Source organism: Natrinema sp. 74 (assembly GCF_046097095.1).
Classification (GTDB): Archaea; Halobacteriota; Halobacteria; order Halobacteriales; family Natrialbaceae; genus Natrinema.
Genome location: NZ_CP175698.1, coordinates 2,772,939 through 2,791,400 on the forward strand (window position 1 = coordinate 2,772,939; position 18,462 = coordinate 2,791,400).

At 69.1% G+C, this 18,462-nt stretch carries 19 protein-coding genes; 13 read left to right on the forward strand and 6 right to left on the reverse strand.

All coding sequences use genetic code 11. The features are described 5' to 3' along the window. Window positions 1-11 precede the first annotated feature (11 nt). Window positions 12-149, forward strand: coding sequence for a hypothetical protein (locus ACJ70B_RS13885; protein WP_408957587.1), 138 nt, complete (start codon window positions 12-14; stop codon window positions 147-149). After that, window positions 149-1,054, forward strand: coding sequence for a glycosyltransferase family 2 protein (locus ACJ70B_RS13890; protein ID WP_408957588.1), 906 nt, complete (start codon window positions 149-151; stop codon window positions 1,052-1,054). Before ACJ70B_RS13885 ends, ACJ70B_RS13890 begins: the two co-directional genes overlap by 1 nt. Window positions 1,055-1,116: 62 nt before the next feature. On the opposite strand, the gene ACJ70B_RS13895 is transcribed toward ACJ70B_RS13890, so the two are convergent. Beyond that, window positions 1,117-2,598, reverse strand: a complete 1,482-nt coding sequence (locus tag ACJ70B_RS13895; protein ID WP_408957589.1) for a sulfatase-like hydrolase/transferase — start codon at window positions 2,596-2,598, stop codon at window positions 1,117-1,119. Window positions 2,599-2,721: 123 nt separating this feature from the next. On the opposite strand from ACJ70B_RS13895, the gene ACJ70B_RS13900 reads away from it, so the two are divergent. From ACJ70B_RS13900 to ACJ70B_RS13935, 8 genes are all read left to right on the forward strand, one after another. Continuing rightward, on the forward strand, window positions 2,722-4,203 hold the full coding sequence (locus ACJ70B_RS13900) for a glycosyltransferase family 1 protein (protein WP_408957590.1): 1,482 nt from the start codon (window positions 2,722-2,724) through the stop codon (window positions 4,201-4,203). Window positions 4,204-4,278: 75 nt separating this feature from the next. After that, window positions 4,279-4,839: a uracil-DNA glycosylase family protein gene (locus ACJ70B_RS13905; protein ID WP_408957591.1), complete on the forward strand. Its 561-nt coding sequence runs from the start codon at window positions 4,279-4,281 to the stop codon at window positions 4,837-4,839. An 88-nt stretch (window positions 4,840-4,927) separates the two neighbouring features. Continuing rightward, complete coding sequence (locus ACJ70B_RS13910) at window positions 4,928-5,692, forward strand: hypothetical protein (protein WP_408957592.1); 765 nt, start codon at window positions 4,928-4,930, stop codon at window positions 5,690-5,692. A 135-nt stretch (window positions 5,693-5,827) separates the two neighbouring features. Beyond that, window positions 5,828-6,571 carry a class I SAM-dependent methyltransferase gene (locus tag ACJ70B_RS13915; protein ID WP_408957593.1) on the forward strand — a complete coding sequence of 248 codons (744 nt, stop codon included), beginning with the start codon at window positions 5,828-5,830 and terminating at the stop codon, window positions 6,569-6,571. A gap of 12 nt (window positions 6,572-6,583) precedes the next feature. After that, window positions 6,584-7,450 (forward strand): hypothetical protein, encoded by an 867-nt coding sequence (locus ACJ70B_RS13920; RefSeq protein ID WP_408957594.1) that lies wholly within the window; start codon window positions 6,584-6,586, stop codon window positions 7,448-7,450. A gap of 257 nt (window positions 7,451-7,707) precedes the next feature. Then, a complete protein-coding gene (locus ACJ70B_RS13925) occupies window positions 7,708-8,775 on the forward strand; it encodes a zinc-binding dehydrogenase (RefSeq protein WP_408957595.1) in 1,068 nt (355 codons plus the stop codon). A 93-nt stretch (window positions 8,776-8,868) separates the two neighbouring features. Then, on the forward strand, window positions 8,869-9,246 hold the full coding sequence (locus ACJ70B_RS13930) for a 6-pyruvoyl trahydropterin synthase family protein (protein WP_408960115.1): 378 nt from the start codon (window positions 8,869-8,871) through the stop codon (window positions 9,244-9,246). Then, window positions 9,243-10,382 carry a glycosyltransferase family 4 protein gene (locus ACJ70B_RS13935; protein ID WP_408957596.1) on the forward strand — a complete coding sequence of 380 codons (1,140 nt, stop codon included), beginning with the start codon at window positions 9,243-9,245 and terminating at the stop codon, window positions 10,380-10,382. The genes ACJ70B_RS13930 and ACJ70B_RS13935 overlap by 4 nt, the downstream gene beginning before the upstream one ends. A gap of 18 nt (window positions 10,383-10,400) precedes the next feature. Here ACJ70B_RS13935 and ACJ70B_RS13940 read toward each other — a convergent pair whose 3' ends face one another. From ACJ70B_RS13940 to ACJ70B_RS13950, 3 genes are all read right to left on the reverse strand, one after another. Then, entirely contained in the window at window positions 10,401-11,117 is a 717-nt protein-coding gene (locus ACJ70B_RS13940) for a ferredoxin--NADP reductase (protein WP_408957597.1), read from the reverse strand. Between the two features lie 111 nt (window positions 11,118-11,228). Beyond that, window positions 11,229-12,263 carry a Gfo/Idh/MocA family protein gene (locus ACJ70B_RS13945; RefSeq protein ID WP_408957598.1) on the reverse strand — a complete coding sequence of 345 codons (1,035 nt, stop codon included), beginning with the start codon at window positions 12,261-12,263 and terminating at the stop codon, window positions 11,229-11,231. Between the two features lie 54 nt (window positions 12,264-12,317). Beyond that, a complete protein-coding gene (locus ACJ70B_RS13950) occupies window positions 12,318-13,130 on the reverse strand; it encodes a mycofactocin-coupled SDR family oxidoreductase (RefSeq protein ID WP_408957599.1) in 813 nt (270 codons plus the stop codon). A 150-nt stretch (window positions 13,131-13,280) separates the two neighbouring features. Here ACJ70B_RS13950 and ACJ70B_RS13955 point away from each other — a divergent pair, with 150 nt between their 5' ends. Beyond that, the gene (locus ACJ70B_RS13955; protein WP_408957600.1) at window positions 13,281-14,591 is read left to right on the forward strand and encodes a glycosyltransferase family 4 protein; all 1,311 of its coding nucleotides are present in this window, start codon (window positions 13,281-13,283) and stop codon (window positions 14,589-14,591) included. Here ACJ70B_RS13955 and ACJ70B_RS13960 read toward each other — a convergent pair whose 3' ends face one another. Further along, a complete protein-coding gene (locus ACJ70B_RS13960) occupies window positions 14,592-15,797 on the reverse strand; it encodes a glycosyltransferase family 4 protein (RefSeq protein WP_408957601.1) in 1,206 nt (401 codons plus the stop codon). It abuts the gene before it with no gap. A gap of 388 nt (window positions 15,798-16,185) precedes the next feature. Further along, window positions 16,186-16,452 (reverse strand): cytochrome C oxidase subunit IV family protein, encoded by a 267-nt coding sequence (locus ACJ70B_RS13965; RefSeq protein ID WP_408957602.1) that lies wholly within the window; start codon window positions 16,450-16,452, stop codon window positions 16,186-16,188. A 174-nt stretch (window positions 16,453-16,626) separates the two neighbouring features. On the opposite strand from ACJ70B_RS13965, the gene ACJ70B_RS13970 reads away from it, so the two are divergent. Then, window positions 16,627-18,030, forward strand: coding sequence for a hypothetical protein (locus tag ACJ70B_RS13970; protein WP_408957603.1), 1,404 nt, complete (start codon window positions 16,627-16,629; stop codon window positions 18,028-18,030). 52 nt (window positions 18,031-18,082) lie between these two features. Beyond that, complete coding sequence (locus ACJ70B_RS13975) at window positions 18,083-18,370, forward strand: hypothetical protein (RefSeq protein WP_408957604.1); 288 nt, start codon at window positions 18,083-18,085, stop codon at window positions 18,368-18,370. Window positions 18,371-18,462 lie beyond the last annotated feature (92 nt).

Sequence of the window (18,462 nt, forward strand, 5' to 3'; positions counted from 1 at the left end):
GTCATCACGGTATGCCGGTCGCAACCGCGTCGACGGTCGCCGAACACGTGACCGATCGCTCGAGCCGCTCCGCCGATCCCACTGCGTCCGCTGTTGCCGTCTTGCCGACCGCAGTCGAGACCGCGACCCGCGCCCCGAACGATCGGTGATGTTCGAGTCGCTCTCCCGATCGACCGGTTCGGTCTCGGTCGTCATTCCGACGTACTTTCGCAACGACCGCCTGCGGACAGCCATCGATAGCGCGCGGGCCCAGGACCCCCCGCCGTACGAGGTGATCGTCGTCGACGGCTCCGGCGAGGCCCACGCAGAGCCGGTCGCTCGAGAGACCGGCGTGACCTACGTGGCACAGGCCGAAGACCGGGGCGCGCAGGCCGCACGAGACGCGGGAGCGAAACGCGCGGGCGGCGAGTATGTCCAGTTTCTCGACGATGACGACCGGCTGCTTCCGGGGAAGTTTCGCAAACAGCTCCCGCTGTTCGATGACGGCGTCGGCGTCGTTTATTCCGGCATTCGCGACGAGGAGTGGGGCGAAATCCTGCCGGACGAGGCGGTCCGGGGGAACGTCGTCGAGCGCGCCCTCGCGTTGAACACCTTCCCCTGTATCCCCTCGACGATGCTGCTCGAGCGCGAGGTCGTCGAGAGCCTCCGCCCGCTTCGCCACCGCCACGGCGCGGACGACTCGGGGATGAAAATCGAACTCGCCCTGCGGACGAAGTTCGACTACGTCGACGCGCCGCTGGTCGAACGCGGCAAGCCCCCCGAGACGCTCTCCTCGTCGTGGGACCACGTCGAGGGGCGAAAGCGAATCATCGCTACCTACGCGGAGCTGTACGCCCGCGCGCCCGACGCGGTCCGCGAGCGCGCCCTGCAAGGGACCTACCACCGGGAAGGAAAGAAGCACCTCGAGGAGCGCCCCTGGTCGCCGGGCGCGGTCCGGTCGTTCGCCCGTGCGGCCGCCCACGAGCCAGACGAGCCCGTCCGCGAACTCGGGATCTGCCTCGGTTCGCTGTTTGGCCGACCTGGGGTGCGCGCCGCGGAGGCCGTGCTACCCTGACTCGAGTCCGGGTCTCGCGTTCCGGGGCTCGAGCGCCGACCTGTCGCGCTTTCGGTGTCCCGCTACCGGTATCCCAACCGGTCCAGACGCCGCTGTACGTCCCGTGAGACCGCCGGTTCGTCGCTCCGGTCGCCCGCCGACGCGCCACCTGCTTCCGTCGGCTCGGCGTCCGGCCACGGCGGTAGTTCCGCGAGCAACTCGGCCTCTCGGTCGGCCGGCAGGGGCTCGGGCCTCTCATCGGGCAACGAGAGGGCGACGGCCACGTCGTCGCCCCGCGAGGCGAGCAGCTTTCGATCGCCGTCGTAGACCGCTCGCTTTTCGTACCCGTAGCGGGCGCTCTCGACGAGGAGCCGTCGATTCGCGACGCTCGAGGCGAGCGAGGCCCCGTCGAGAGCCGGGGAAACCCGGAAGCCGACGTTCTCGAGGACCGTCGGCGCGACGTCGATCAGCGAGCGGCGCTCTTCCCCGCCGTCTCCGCTATTATCCGCGAGGGCCGGTCCGTCCTCGAGCCCCGTAGTGAGCCCGGATCCGCGGTCGACGCTGCTCCCGCCGACGCACAGCGGCACGCGCGCGACGCTCTCGTAGGGTGCGCCGCCGTGGCCGACGCAGTAGGCGGGTCGAGGGTCCGCAAAGTTGTCCGCGTGAAACGCCGCGCGCTCCCAGAAACCCTCGCCGTGGTCGCCGACGATCACGACCAGCGTCTCCTCGACGAAGTCCTCGACCCGCGTCAGAAACGCGGCCAGCCGATTGTCGACGTACTCGGCGGCCGCTCGGTAGAGCCGCCGGCGGTGGGTTCGGTAACGCTCGACCGTCGGCGACGGCTCCGCGACGTCCTCGAACCGCCACGTGCGGATATCGGGAATCGTCCCGTCGATGTCGTGGGTCGCCCAGTAGTCCGCAGGGGGGTCGACGGGCTCGTGGAGGTCGCCGAGGTGGACGTAGGAGAACGTCCGCTCGCCGCGGCGGTCGGCCAGCCACTCGAGGTGGTCCGCGAGCACCCGCTCGGCGGCGGCGTCACGGTAGAGCGCGTGGGACTCGAACCGGCCCGACAGCGCGAGGAAGGGGACGATCATCGCGAAGGTGCCCCGCGTCCGGTAGCCCGCGCCGGCCAGTCGCTCCGGCAGTAGGTCGATGTCCGAATCCGGCTGCGGCGGCAGGCCGGTCATATCGGCGACAGCGTTTTCGAAGTCGTCTGTCCGGCGGACGGCCCCGTGACCGTGCGGGTACCGCCCGGAGAGCAGCGACGCGACCGCGGGAAACGTCCACGTGGCGGGCGACACCGCCGCCGTTCCTGACATCGCGGCCAGATGCGGCGTCAGCGACTCGTCGACGGTATCGGCCCGCAGCGCGTCGACGACGACGCAGACGACGTGTCGCGGCGCGTCCGCCACCGGCTCGCCGTCGGGGAGGGTCCGGCGCTGAAACGCGCGGTCTGCCCGCCGCGTCCGTAGCCGATTTCGGACGCGAGACCTGACGGAGGCACCGCCGCTCGAGCCCGCGCCGCCCGTCGCGCGATCCGCGATCGATCCGAGTCCCTCGAGCATCCCGCGGACGTACGCCGCCGACGGTAATCGTGGTGGGGCCTTCCTATCACGGGCCGTCGACGGAGCCGTTCCCTGCCGGTGTGACCGTTAAGCCGGCGTCCGTGGGAGTTCGCGCGGAAAGCCATGCGCGTGCTTCTGGTCCCCGAAGTCTATCGGCGCGACGACCTCTCGGCCAACGGCACGGTCACCGACGCCGTTGCCTGGGTGGCCGACTGGCTCGAGCGCGCCCCGTCTCTCCACGTCTACTGGCTCCTCCTGCCGCGGGAAATGGCCGCCTACGATGCGGCCGACGTCCGCGCGGACCGCGAGCGCGTCACGCTGCTCGAGGCCGAACCCTACGGCGCGGGCCTCGAGCCGACCGCGATGTTCACCGAGGACGGCTACAGCGAGGCGGAACTGCGGGCGATCGACCGCGGCATCCGCGAGCCCGGCGCGTACGTGGATGCCGTCGTTGACGGCCGCCGCGCCGGCCGCCGGACGCTGGTCAAGTGGCTGCTCGCGGACGCAGACCAGTGGGCGGCCCGGGTCCGGCCGTTCGACGTCATCGCCAACGTCCACGACCTCCAGCACCCGCAGAAGTACCGCTACTGCGCGTACCGGGATCGCTATCAGGGCCGGCTGGCGCTGTGCGAGGCCGCCTTCGCCGACGGCATCTGGTTCACTGCGCCTGTCGACGCGCGCGCGTATCGCGAGCACGCGAATGAAATCTTAGTAGACGATGTGGTCGAGACTGCCCTCGCGGAGCGCCGCGAAATCGGCAGCCCGCTCCCGTTCGATCGATTCGAGGAGACCTACGCGGACCGCCCGCAGTGGCTCCACGTCGCCGGCTCGCTGTGGGAGAAGAAATGTGCCGACACGATCCTCGATATCGGGGCGACGCTCAACGAGCGGTTTGGGATCCGGACGCTGCTGACCAGCGTGGAGGCTATTCCTCGAGCGTACGCGGACCGCGAGTGGGTCGAGGCTCATTCGAACGCCGACCGTGCGACCTACGAGCGCGCGCTTTCGCGCGGCGACCTCGCGATCTGTGCAAGCGAGTACGAGACGCTCGCGCGAACCTGGTTCGAGCAGGCCGCCAGCGGACAGGTGCTCCTCCTGCGCGACGAGCCGTGGGTCTCCGACTGCGTGCCCGAGGATCACCTACTGGTCGCACCGCTCGAGGCCCTCGAGTCCCTCGCGGTCGCGGTCGTCGAGCGCTGGGACGAGGCGGTCGCGGCCAACCGCGACCTCGTAGCGCACCTCGAGCGCGTCCGCGCTCCCGACCGGGTCGGCGAGCGGACCTACGCGGACCTCCGGCGGCGCGTCGATGCGAAGACGGGGCGGTACGTACGCGAGGCGGACGACGGGGCCGATCGCGATTGCGACAACGGGATCGTCTCGCACGTTGCGGACGCGCTCGAGCGCGTCGACGGAGACCGCGTCCCGCTGGAGACGGCGCTCGAGCGAACCCGCGCCGCCCGGGATACGGGAGACGCCGACTCCGACCCGATTGCCGACACGGACGTGCGATACGCGCTGCGCGCACTCGGCTGGCGCGACGCCGGTGATCCGGGGACGCCGACGTTCGTCCGCCGGGTCACGGACGACGCGAGCGGCGATCGCTGAACCGGTCGTTGCCCGCCGATCGGGGCGGCACTCGCAGCGAAAAGGTGTTTGCTCGGGACGGCTGTAGCCCGCGCCATGAGCGACCAGCCCGCGACCGACTGGGAGTTCGAGACGGAGTTCGCGGACGCGCTCGAGGCGGTGCCGGACGATCAGTTCGACCGCGAGCGGTTCGTCCCCGGCGTCGGCCCGCTCTCCGCGGACGTGATGCTCGTCGGCGAAGCCCCGGGAAAACAGGAGGTGGAGCAGGGCGAGCCGTTCGTCGGGCAGGCCGGGAAGCAACTCGACCGGGCGCTCGAGGAACTCGGCTTCGACCGGCGGGACCTCTACATCACAAACCTCGTCAAGGTCCGTCCGCCCGAGAACCGCGACCCCTACGTCGCCGAGATTGAGGCCTGGTGGCCGGTGCTCGAGGCCGAACTCGCGCGGGTCGACCCGCGCGTGCTCGTCCCGCTGGGGAGCGTCGCGACGGACGAACTCCTCGAGACCGACGAAACGATCACCGATCTGCACGGGCAAGAGGTTGCGAGCCAAGGGCGAACCGTCGTCCCGGCGTTCCATCCGGCGGCGGCGCTGTACGATCGCAGCAAGGTCGACGCCGTCAAGGAGGACCTACGGACGGCCCTCGAACTAGCCTGACCGGGTCGGACGGTCCGGAACGCGGATCGGGAACCCCGGTCCGTGCAGGCAGGAACGGCTTCCCGAAACCGACGCTACGTCCGATACGATGTGGCCCACTATCACGGACGAAGACGTCGGCAAGCGCGTCGAGAGCGCGGACGGCGAGCCGCTCGGGACCGTCGTCGACGTCGAGGCCGAGACCGCACGCGTCGAGCCGGACCCCGAACTGACCGACTCGATCACGGCCGTCCTCGACTGGGACCGCGGCTCCGAGGAGACCGTCCCGCTCGAGACCGACGCCGTCGGCGAGATCACCGCCGACGCGGTTCGGATCGAGGCCGAATTTTCGGCCGCAAGCGTCGATCCGGACGCCGACCCCGACGCCGAACTCGAGCCGGGAGACGGGCAGCAGACGACCGATCGGTCGACGACCGCTCGAGCCAACGACTCGGAACCGCGGGTCGGCGGCGATTCGGCCGCCGGGCCGGACTCGGTACCAGAACGCGGCGCGGACGCCGACGTTCCGGGAACGGGTCGCGACCCCGAATCGGATCGACCCGACGAGTCGGCGTCGATTACGGACGACGAGTACTACGACGCCGTCGAAGGCGGCGCGCGCGTCGATCCCGACAGAGAGATGGACGAGTCCGCGGAGCCGGCGACGGGTGGAACGGCATCGGCAGACGAGGAGACCGAACGGGGCGTGGACGTCGACCCCGACGAGGTGACGGATCCCGAGTCTGACATCCGCGCCGAGGAGGACGTCGGCGACCGGGCCGACGTCCACGGTCCTGGATCGGCGACGGGGGACTCGGGGGACGAGGCGGAGGCGACTGACGCCGACGACGGGGACCGCGAGGAGAGCCGGTAGTCGTAGACCGGCGCGCGCCGGTGCGATCACGACGCGCCGGAGCCGTCCGTCTCGACGGTGAGAGAACCGCTCTCGAGGCGCATGCCCCATCGACTAACTGGATGGGCGGTGTGCGTCGGACGGAGGCGTTTACGAATGTTCGAACGCGATCAGGTTCGCTCGACGGCCGGCCTGCGGATTCGTCGCCACCCGTCGCGTCTCGCCTGCGCTGCTCGCGATCCGACGGCGAGTGCGGTACCGAACGCGGACGGGCGAGACGGCAGACCGCACAGCGGCGGCGGTGAGTGCGGCGGCGAAGACGCTCGCGACGGCGCGCTCGAGATCGGTGACATGACGGACGCGACGATCCCGCCGGAGTTCGCCCACGAGCTGTATATCGACGGCACGAACCTCCGTGAGGCGCTCGCTGACTGCTCGCCGGAGCGCTCGCTGGAGGTCGGCTGTGGCTACGGCCGACTCACGCCCTGGATCGCCGCCCGCGCCGACGAGCACGTCGCGATCGATCCCGACCGGGCGCTGCTATCGGCCGCTCGGCGGGAATATCCGGGCGTCCGATTCGCACGGGCGCGAGCGGAGGCGCTGCCGTTTCGCGACGGCGCGTTCGACCTCGCGGTCACGTGGGGCGTGCTCAACCACGTGCCGTCGGCGTCGATCCGGGAGGCGACCGACGAAATCGACCGCGTGGTCGCCGCCGACGGCACGCTCGTGATCTCCGAGGCGACGGCGGGGACTCCCGATCCGCGCTGGGAGTACCGTCAGGTTGCGGAGTGGCGCGACCTCTTCGCCGGCCGGGAACTGCGCTGGCGGACGGCCACCGAACGCGACGAGGAGCCGTTTCGAGACCCCGACCGGGAACACGTCGTCATGAAGTTCCGATAGCGAAGGCGACCGATGAGCGAGGAACCTCGAGCCTATCGCGCGTGGAAAGCGCTCCTCAGACGGGCGACGAAGCCCGCCGCCGGCGGCGATCAGCACGAGCGGCTGTGTCGCACCGACTGGGATCTCCTCCTCGTGTTCGACGCCTGCCGCGCCGACGCGCTCCGGCGGGCGACCCGCTGGCCGATCGAGGTCCGCACGTCGCCGGCCTCGGCCACGGACGGCTGGCTGGCGGCCGCGGCCGACTCCCGGATTCTCGAGGGCGCAAGCGTCGTTACCTCGAACTCCCGGTACGCTCAGTACGAGTCCGCCCTCGGCCTGCGCGAACTCCATGGGCTGTGGGATGTCGCGTGGGTCGACCGGCTCGGAAACGCCCCGCCGGAGCCGGTGTTAGAGCGCGTCGACGAACTCGTCGACGACGGCCGGACGCGGATCGTCGGTCACGTCGGGCCGCCCCATGCCCCGTACGTCGCCCGCATCGACGGCGAGTGGCTGCCGATCTTCCCCGACATCACCGCGTGGCACTGGGACCCAGACCGAGAGGACTTCGAGCGACTCTCCCAGCAGGCGGCCATGGCCGCGGGCATCGTTGATCTCGATCGGGCGCGACGAGGCTATCTGGCCTCTGTACAGAGCGTCTGGGACGTCTCGTGCGAGTACGTCGCGCAGTGGGCCCGTCGTGGACTGACGGTCGTGGTCACGGCCGATCACGGCGAGGCGTTCGGCCGGCCGCGCGACTGGTGGCTCGTCGAACACCCGTCGGGATGTCACGTCCCCGCGCTCACCCGCGTCCCCGTCGCCGTGTTCGACGATGGCGAGCGGCGGGGCGCGACGCCCGAGACGCCCGACGAGACACTCGAGGCGCTCGGCTACCGCGAGTGATCGTCGCTGGCGACCGATCACTCGTCGCGCGGTCGGCCGTCCGACGTGGCGGATCGCTCGGCGGCCCCCTAACGTCAAACGTCTCGTCGTGGTACGCCACGCCCGTCGCGACCATGGCACCGACACGCCCACGAGATCCGCCTGCCGGCATCGACCGCCCTCTCGCGACGGCTGCGACGGGCGCGACCGAGACGAGCGGTACGACGGCGGCTGTGACGAAGACACCGAGCAAACCGGCGGGAGGCGGGTCCTGATCGATGTCGGATCGGTCCCGATCCGTCGTCTTCACCGGACCCGAGCGCGTCGCGGTCCGCGAGGAGCCGATCCCCGACCCCGCGCCCGACGAAGTGCGCGTCCGGACTACGGCGTCGGCGATCAGTCCAGGAACGGAACTGCTCGTTTACCGCGGAGACGTGCCGACGGACCTGTCCGTCGACGAGACCATCGATGCCCTCACCGGCACGTTCGACTTTCCGCTCGCGTATGGCTACGCCGCCGCCGGCCGTGTGACCGCGGTCGGCACGAACGTCGACGAGGAGTGGCTCGAGCGACCAGTGTTCGCGTTCCGTCCCCACGAGAGCCACTTCACGGCCGCTCCCGACGCACTCGTTCCCGTTCCCGACGACTGGCCGCTCGAGGCGGCGGCGCTGCTCGCGAACGTCGAGTCCGCGGTGAACTTCCTGATGGACGGCCGGCCCGTCGTCGGCGAGCGCGTCGCCGTCTTCGGCCAGGGCGTCGTCGGCCTGCTGACGACGGGCCTGCTCTCGCAGTTCCCGCTCGAGTCGCTGATCACCGTCGACCTCTACGAGCGCCGTCGCGAGCGCTCGGTGGCGATGGGTGCCGACGAGGCCCTCGACCCGACCGAGACCGACGTGGTCGAGCGACTCCGAAGCCGCGATCCGACCCGGCGTCGAGCGGCGACTCCCGAGCGAGACGGGGGTGACGAAGCGAGCGGGACGGACCTCGCCTACGAACTGACCGGCGATCCGGACGCGCTCGACGACGCTATCGACGCGATGGCCTACGACAGCCGCCTCGTCGTCGGCTCGTGGTACGGAGAGACGCCCGTGGAACTCGAACTCGGCGGCCGCTTCCATCGCAACCGCGGCGAGTTGGTGAGCAGCCAGGTCAGCACCATCGCTCCCCGATACCGGGGCCGGTGGTCGAAAGAGCGCCGCCTCGAGGTGGCCCAAGAGCGACTGGAGGCGCTCGACCCGCGCGAGCTAATTACCCACCGACTCCCAGTCGAGCGGGCACCGGAGGCGTATCGGCTGCTCGCGGAACGTCCTCGAGAGGCGATCCAGGTGGTGTTTACGTACGACTAAGCCGCCGAGCGAGCAGCGCCGCGGATGCCGCCGCTCCGCCTCGAGCGCCGGCCGCGTGGCCTTATTTCCGTCCGGGTGTGGAACGTCGACGCGATGTACGCAGTCACCGCCTCCCGGTCGTTCGTCGCCCAGCACTCCCTCACGGTGCCGGATGCCGGGCCGGAAGGGGAGTGGCACTCCCACCGATACGGACTCGAGGCCGAACTCCGGGGCACGTCGCTAAACGAGCGTGGCTACCTCGTCGATATCGACGACCTCCGGGCGGCGCTCGACCTGCTCGTCGACCGGTACCGCGACGAGACGCTGAACGACCTCCCCGAGTTCGAGGGGCTGAACCCGAGCCTCGAGCACTTCGCCCGAATCTGTTGTGACCGGTTGCTCGCCGACCTCGACGCGCCGACGGTCGAGTCGGCGCGGGTCGCGCTCCGAGAGGACGACGTCGCTCGGGCGGCCTACGAGCGCGACGCGTGAGCGCGACCGATCAATCCGGGGCCGACGCGCCGATGCGAATCGGATTCGTCGTCTACGGGGGACTCGAGCACACCTCCGGCGGATACCTGTACGACCGGCGACTCGTCGAGTACCACCGGGAGGCGGGCGACGAAGTGGCGACGATCTCGCTTCCGCGGCGGAGCTACCGCCGTCACCTGCTCGATAACATCTCACCGGCCGTTTACCGGCGTCTCGACGGCGATTACGACGTGCTCGTTCAGGACGAACTCTGTCACCCGTCTCTCCTGCTCGCGAACCGGCTGCAGTCGCCGGTGTCGGTCCCGAGCGGCGATGTCCCCGTCGTTTCGCTCGTCCACTCGGCCCGAACCGCCGAAGCTCGAGCGGCCGGATCGCGGTGGCGGCCACTCTACCGCGAGGTCGAGCGCCGCTACCTGCGGTCGGTCGACGGGGTGATCGCGACCAGCCGCGCCACGGCGGCGACGGTCGAGTGGCTCCTCGGCGACGCGGACCGGCCCCGAATCGTCGCCCGACCGGGCCGGGGGCACCGCTCGCCGGGCCTCTCGAGGGAGGCGATCGCCGCTCGAGCCGGTGAGGGACCGCTCCGAGTCCTGTTCGTCGGGAACCTGCTCCCCCGGAAGGGGCTCCACGTCCTCGTCACCGGCCTCGCGCGGCTCCCGGCAGGCGACTGGCGGCTGACGGTTGTCGGCGGTCCGGCAGACTGCGGGTACGCCGCGGCGATTCGTCGGCTGGTCGACCGGTCGGGCCGCGCGGACGCGGTGACGATGACCGGGCGACTCGACGACGACGAACTCGCCGCCGAGTTCCGACGCCACCACGTCCTCGCCGTTCCGTCGACGTACGAGGCGTTCGGGATCGTCTACCTCGAGGGAATGGGGTTCGGACTGCCCGCGCTGGCGACCACCGCCGGCGGCGCGGATGAGATCGTCTCCGACGGCGAAAACGGCTTCCTTGTGGCACCGAACGATCCGGCGGCCGTCGCGGCGGCACTCGGGTCCGTGCTCGCGGATCGTGACCGCCTCCGGAGATTGAGCCTCGCCGCGCGGGAGACCTACAAGGACCATCACGGGTGGGACGAGACGGGCGCACGCATCCGCGAGTTTCTCCGGGCGGTGGTCACGGATGCGACGCCGTGACGGCGACGAGCACCGCGCTCAGTCCCCCTCGTCGGAGACCGCGTCCGACTCCCACCCCTCGCTGTGAATCCGCTCGTCGGGTGCGCCGAGTTCCCGGAGCCGATCGGTCGTCTCGACGACCATCTCCGGGACGCCACAGACGTAGAAATCCCGCGTCTCGAACTCGTCGAAGAGATCCTCGAGGTGTTCCTGAACGTAACCGACGCGATCGAGCCAGTCCCACTCGGGGTCCGACAGGGTGTAGGTCACCGCGACGGAGTCGTACGTTGCGGCCAGTTCGTCGAGCGTGCTTCGGTGGAAGAGTTCGTCGGCGGTCCGCTCGCCGAAGACGAGGTGCGCGTCGCCACTGCCGTCTCGCGCGTACTGGCGGAGGATCGAGAGCAGCGGCGTGAGGCCGGTTCCGCTCGCGAGCAGGGCGATATCTCGGTCCAGGTCCTCGAGAGCGAGGTTCCCCTCGAACTCCCCGAGCTCGATCTCGTCGCCGGACGATCGCGTGTGCATGTACGAGGACGCGAGGCCGTCCTCGTACCGCTTGATCGCCAGCGCGAACTCGTCGGTCCCGGGGAGGGTCGTCGGACTGTACGGGCGAACGACCTCTTTGCCGTCGGCCTTGAACCGAACGGTGGTGTGTTGGCCGGGGTCGAACGCGAGTTCCGCGTCGGGAACGCGGAGGCGAAATCCCCTGACTCGCGGCGCGAGCCGGTACGTGTCGACGATCGTGGCTGTCCGCGTCATCGGGTCAGACGTACGCGGATCGGACGGAAAACAATCAGTGTCGCGTTTGACGACTGTCACGGCCACGTGAACGTCGGCGCCTGCGATGGCCGGACGACCCGCAGTCGGCGATCAGTCGGCCGTCGGTTTTCGGGCCGTCCGAGCCTCGTCGATCAACGCCTGCACGTCGACCCTGCGGCCCTCGTCGGCGGCGCGGTACGCGGCCTCCGTCAGCGCGGTGATCTCGAGTCCCACGTCGCCGGTGACGGCCGGCTCGCCGTCGCCGCGGACGGCCGCGAGGAAATCCTCGAGCTTTTCGTCGGTCAGCGTCTCGAAGTCGGCCTCGGGGACCTCGGTCTCGTAGGTGGTCGACCCGCGCTCGGTGACGCGGATCCGCTCGCCGTCGTAGGTGAGCCGGCCATCGGTGCCCCAGATGGCGTACCCTTCGGCGGGCTCGCCGTCGATGCCGTCGCCGCTGACGGAGACGCTCGCGGTCACCGGCTCGCCGTCGCACTCGAGTTCGATCGCGAGGGCCGCGTCGGTGTCGACGCCGGGCGTGTCGAACGTCATCTGCGCCGAGACGGACCGGGGCGTCGCGCCGGTCGTCCAGAGCAAGGCGTCGAGCAGGTGCGAGCCGGAGTCGTAGAGTTGGCCGCCGCCCGACAGGGCCGGATTCGTCCGCCACGTCCCGCGCTGGATGCCGATCCAGTCCTGCGAGAGGTGGGCGGTGGCGGCGTGAACGTCGCCGATCCGCCCCGAGTCGACGATCCGTTTGATCTCGACGAACGCCGGGTGGAAGTGGCGCTGGTATCCGATTGCCAGTACACGGCCCGCCGCTTCGGCGGTCTGCAGCAGGTCGACCGCGTCCGCCACGTCGGTCACCATCGGCTTCTCGACGAAGACGTCGAGTCCCGCCTCGAGGCAGGCCGTCGCCTGCTCGTGGTGGAGCGCGTGGGGCGTCGCGATCACCGCGGCATCGAGGTCGTGGGCGGCGAGCAGCGACTCGAGGTCATCGTAGGCAGGTGCGTCGAACGAGTCTTCGAACCGCTCGCGCGCACCGTCGGCGACGTCGACGCCGGCGACGATCTCGGCGTCGCAGTCGGCGAGCGATCGAAGGAGGACGCGACCGAGGCCGCCGAGGCCGACGGCGGCGATGGAGGTGGACATACCGACGCGATGCGACCGCGGCCGGATAACGGCTCGCGAAGAACTGTTCGTCCTTTAAATCGCCGTCGCGCCCGCGGCGACCGGCAACGCGACGCCGGTGACGAACCGGGCGTCGTCGCTCGAGAGCCACATGAACGCGGCGCTGACGTCTTCGGGCTGCATGATCTCGTCTAAGAGGTTGTCGGGGCCGGACTGTTCGGCGATCTCGGCGATATCGTCGTCGATGCTCTCGACGATGCCACTCGTCATTGCCGTGTCGACGGCGGTCGGACAGACCGCGTTGACCGTGACGTCGTGGGGCGCGAGTTCGGCAGCCAGCGTCTTCGTCAGGCCGATGATGCCGTGTTTCGCGGCAGTGTAGTGGCCCAGCCCTGGCGAAGCGACAAGCCCCGCCGTCGAGGACGTGTTGACGATCCGGCCGCCCTCGCCACGATCGATCATGTGTCGCCCGACGTGCTTCGCGGTGAGCCACATCCCCTTTAAGTTCACGTCGACCGCGAGGTCCCACGTCTCCTCGTCGATCTCCAATAGCGCGCCGACGGGGGCGACACCGGCGTTGTTCGCCAGGATATCGATACCGCCGAATTCGGCGACCGCGGTTTCGACCGCCGCCTCGACCGCGGCCTCGTCGGTCACGTCCATCTCGAGGCCGATCACGTCCGCGCCGCGCTCCTCGGCGAGCGCGACCGTCTCCTCGAGCTGTTCGCGGCCGGAGAGTTCGTAGGTCGATGCGTCGGCGGTGTCACAGACGTCCGTCGCGACGACGTCTGCGCCGTTTTCGGCGTAGCGCAGCGCGTGCGAGCGACCCTGCCCGCGGGCCGCCCCGGTGACCAGCGCCGTCGTACCGTCGAAGTCGTACCGTACCATCGGACGGTGGCGTCGACCACGGCCACCGTCATAGTGCCAGCCCCTGCAGTGTACCGCCGACGGTGGCGCTTCCCTCAGATCACCGTACTCGGGCGGCATGGCCACGGCCGGCCTTTTTGGCTCGAGTCATCGTTTCACTGAACGGTCCACGTGTATATCGCAATCGCCGCTCACGATCTCTATCCCGATCCGGGCTCGGGCGGGTCGGGACGCTACATCTACGAGACGGGCCGCCGCCTCGTCGAGCGCGGCCACGAAGTGACCGTGCTGACCCGCCGGCGCGGCGACGTGCCCACGCGTGAGACCGTCGCCGGCATGGACGTCCACCGCTACGACCTCGAGATCGCCGAGCGACACGCCCTCTCGATCGGCCGGCGGCTTCCCCGGTCGCTGTCGCAGGCGGCCGACCACGTCGGCGCGTTCGCCTCGCGCGATCGACCGGACGTGCTCAGCCTTCAGGGACCCGTAACGGGGCCGCTGCTGTCGGCACTCGCCGCCGACTCGATCCCGCGGTCGTGTACCTTCCACAGCGCTTGGCCGGCGGAGTACCGTCTCCGAACGCGCTCGAGCAACCGGAGCGACGTTCGCCGCGAACTCAACGCTCGACTCCGTCACGCGATCGAAGGTCGGACCCTCGCCTCGTGCGACGGGATCGTCACGCTCAGCGCGTTCATGCGCGACCGCCTCCTGCGGACCTACGACGGCGTCTGCGAGCCGGCCGTCATCCCCGGCGGCGTCGACCTCGAGCGATACGCGCCCGACGTCGCTGCGACCGACGTCGGGACCGGGCTCCCTATCGACCTCGAGACCGGTCCCGCCGACGCGCCGGCGACCGCCGACGGCGGCGTCCACGAGACGCTCGACGCCGACGCCACCACGCCGTCGCTTCCGGGCGAGCCCGCCTTTCTGACCGTCCGCCGGCTGAGCGAGCGCATGGGCCACGGCCTGCTGCTCGAGGCGTTTGCGGCCGTCCGAAACCGGCATCCCGAGGCCCGCCTGTGCGTCGCCGGTGACGGCCCCCTGCGCGAGCGCCTCGAGCGGACGGCCGCGCGACTCGGGATCGACGACGCCGTCACGTTCCTCGGGTACGTCCCCGACGACGACCTGCCCGCGGTCTACGCCGCGGCCGACTGCTTCGTCCTCCCGACGACCGACCTCGAGGGGTTCGGCCTGGCGACGCTCGAGGCCCTCGCCGCCGGAACGCCGGTGTTCGGCACGCCCGTCGGCGCGACGCCCGAGGTGATCGGCGGCCTGTCCGCGATAGCGGACGTTCGCGGCCCGGCACTGGCTCGATCGGTCGGGGTCGCCGCTCTCACGGACGGTATGTGCGCGTGGGCGTCGCTGTCGACCGCAGCGCGCAACGCGGCGGGGCGGGCCGGCCGGCGCTACGTCGAACGGCGCTACCCGTGGAGGCAGACGGTAACCGGCCTCGAGACCCACTTCGAGACGCTCGCGAACTGATCAGTCCATCTTCGAGGCGTCTTCGGCCGTCACGCCGACGGGACGCCGGGCCGGCGTCGGCGTCGGGGACGCAAGCACCTCGTCGACGATCGACCGGAACTGCTGTTTGAACCGTCGCCGGCCGAACCGGCGGCGGATCTCGGTGGTAGACATTCGAAGGTCACGCTGGAGCGCCGGCTCGTCCATCACCCGTGAGATGCTCTCGATCGCCTCCTCGAGCGAGCCGTACAGCAGCTCCGGTCGGTCGCGAACGACGGCGTGTTGGCCGCCGGTCTCGGGAACGAACGTGACCGCGCCGGCGGCGACCAGCTCGGCGACGGCCATCCCGAAGTGCTCGTATTGTTTGCCGTGGATGCCGTAACGGTGGCTACAGGCTAGCTCGACCAGCCGCGAGCGGGGGACCTCGCCCTCAAGGAAGACGTAGTCGCGGTCGGCGGCCATCGCCTTGACCTCACGGCGATACTCTTCGTCGACGGTCGGGCCGACGACGTGAAGATGTATGTCGCGGCCGCGTTCGCGGACGCCGTCGGTGATCTCGATCAGCTCGCAGATGCGCTTGCTTCGCTCGATCCGCCCGATCGTGACGATACCGTCCTCCCGGTCGTCCCACGGACGCGGCTCGAACTCGCTCGTGTCGACCGGCGGATGCAGGATTCGTGGCCGGACGCCGTAGGCCTCCTCGACGGCGTCGGCCGTCCACTCGGAGTTGGCGAACAACACGTTCCCCGTTAGGCTTTCGACGTCAATCCCGCCGAGCCGCGTCGCGACGCGCTCGTAGAGGGAATCCTCCTCGACGGTCGGGTGAAAGATGTGCTCGCGGTTCTCGAGGTTGACCGACCAGTCGAACGGGAAGTGGACGTACTGAACTGCGTTCGGTCCTAGGCCCAGTTCGTTGATCGTACTCACGAGGAGGTCGAACTCGTCGGCGCATCGCCGAGCGTAGCGCCCCAGCAAGGCGTTCTGGAGAACGTAGTATTTGAGCCCGTAGCGGTCGTTGATCGCCGGTGCCAACCGGCCCGCCTGTCTGACCGTCACCGAGTCGACCGCGGTGTTGAAGTACGCGTTGAGCGCGTCGAAATCCGGCTCGGTCAGCGTCAGCAGAGTGACGTCGTGGTCGTCCTCCAACGCTTCGAGTACGTTCATACTGACGGCTTCTCCGCCGCCTTTCGACGTGAGATCCATGTGGACGACACCGATGTCCGCCATTGTATCAACTCGAGAGTAATGACGACGGAGAGCGCCTAATAGCTGACACCGACCATAGAAAGGGGCTCGCGCTCGCGTCAATTCCGAAATGAATGTAATCGTGACAGGCGAATCCGGCCGCCGTCCGTCGACGGAGCCGGAAACGTGTCGCCGACCGTCGGCCGAGACGGATGTTGCCCCCGGACCGACAATCGGTGACGAAAGCGGTGCTCACCCGAAGCCACCGGCCGTTCAGAGACCGACGGCTCAGTGCGTTCCGAGAACGGTCCGTTTCGCGATCGAACACACCGCGACGCCGAATGCGGCAACAAGGCTGCGGAATCGACGGTCACGATCGAGAGGCGGACGAATCGAGCAGACGAGCAGTCGCGAAACCGGCGAACGATGCTTACTGGATCGAGTAGCCCGCGGCGAGGGTTAGCAGGAAGACCATGAACACCGCGGTGAGCATCAGGTAGGTGATCGAGCGGGGCTCGTCTTTGAGGTGCTGGAAGTAGCCGGCGATCAGCGACGTCTTGGTGACCGCTATGAGCAGGGTTCCAGCGACCGCCATCTCGTAATTGAAAATCCCCTCGAAGTGGAAGAAGACGAACTTCCCCGTCGCTAGCAGTATCAGTGCCACGTAAATCAGGCCGTACGTCCGAAGGCTCGCCATTAGTGGGGAATGTGGGTGACGAATACTTATACCTTCCTCATACCGATCACGCAGACGGCCGGACGGGCAGACTCGTGGTGGCGGACGCGGAACCAAACCCGGACACGGCGACGAACCGTCGGCCGACGGGGAAGAAGCGACACGTAGATGGGTCGGCGCTCCGACTAGCTGGCAATGAGTGGACGCTCGGCTCTCGTACGCCGGACCGGTGTCGGACTGGCCGCCGCGTTCGCGATTCTCGCAGCCGGTTCCGGCGTCGTCACCGCCAGCAACGTCGCTTCCGGCCTCTCGGGATCGGGCGGCGACGTCACCGTTCCGACGTGGCTGTACCTCGCGACCGGCGGCGGTGCCGTCGGCGCGTCGGCGCTGTTGACGATGCTCGTCACCGACCGCGACGTAATTGGGACCTACCATAACCGCACGCTCGAGACCTCCAGAGACCGATTGCTGGCCGCCGGCTCGCTGTTGTTCGGCGTGCTCGGACTGCTGGGCCTCGCGCTCATCGTCGCCGCCGGGCTCGTCGGGCCCAACATCGGGTTAGTGAGCGCGACCGTCCTGATAACGTTCGTTGCCGGCCGCGCCCTACTGACGATCGCCACATACACCATCGGCAACCCATGGCCGGCGCTCAACCCCTGGCGGCGGATCGCCGAAGCGCTGCCGACCGCCGACGAACCCTATCCGCCGGCCTTCAAGTCCTGGCCCGCCGTCGTCGCGCTGCTGACGTTCGTCTGGCTCGAGATCGTCGCGCCGCTGACCTCGTCTCCGGACGTGTTGCTGGCCATCCTCGTCATCTACTCGCTGTTTACGATCTTCAGTGCGGCCATCTTCTCGCCGTCAACGTGGTTTCGACGCGGAGATCCCCTCTCGCTGTGGTTCCGACTGTACGGGGCCGTCGCGCCCGTACAGCGAACCGACAACGGGTTCGAACTTCGATACCCCGGTTCGCGGCTGAACGACGCCGACCTCGTCACCGATACCTCGCTTGTCGCCTTCGTCCTCGCGCTGGTCTGGGAGCTCACCTTCAGCGGCTTTATCGTCACGCCGGTCGGCGTCCGGACCATCAAAGCCCTCGTCGGAATCGGGCTGCCGCCGGTCCTCGTCTATCTCGTCTTGCTCGTCGGCGGCTTTGGCCTGTTCTGGAAGGTGTACTGGGTTGCCATCGATCGGACCCGCGAGCGCGCGGAGACGTACCTCTCCCGGCGCTATCTCGGATTTCGCTTTGCCGCGCCGCTGCTTGCCATCGCGGCCGGCTACCACTTCGCTCACTACGTCGGCTTCGGGCTCTCGCTGTGGCCGTCGCTGATCGACACCGCGGCGATGCCGCTGCATCCGCCCCCGAACCCGACCCGATACGCCCTGCCGGGCTGGTTCGGCTACCTCGAGATCGCCGCGATCTTGCTCGGCCACGTCCTCGCGGTGTGGGTCGCACACACCGTCTCGTTCGATCTGTTCCCCGGCAAACTCCAGGCGATCAGGAGTCAGTACCCACTCATCGTCGTCATGGTCTTCTTCACGATGGTGAGCCTCTATCTGGTCTCACAGGGGACGATGAGCCCGCCGTTCGTCCCGAGCTAGTCGCGCCTCGAACCGGCAAACACTTGCTCGCGTCGCCACAACAACCGATCGAATGGCGACCGACGGCGCGCTCGAACGGGAGTACGAGGTACCGGCAGACGAAGCGCCCGGCGAGACCTGTCCGTACTGCGGTCGACCGTTCCGTTCCGAGCGGTACGTGACGTTTCATATCGGTGTTGATCACACCGCGGAGTGTTCCGACGCCGAGCGCGAGGCCTTCGACGAGGAGCGCGACGACGAAGAGTACGACCTGTTTACGTTCCACTTCAAGGCGGCTATCTCCGTCTTCCTGATCTACTTCCTGTTTACGTTCGTGTACGCGCTCGTCTGGGCGGGATAATCGCGCTCATCGACGCGGTCCTTCCGTGTCTTCTTCGAGCATGGCGGCCTCACTCGAGACGAGTACACAAACAGACGGCTGGCCGACGCCCA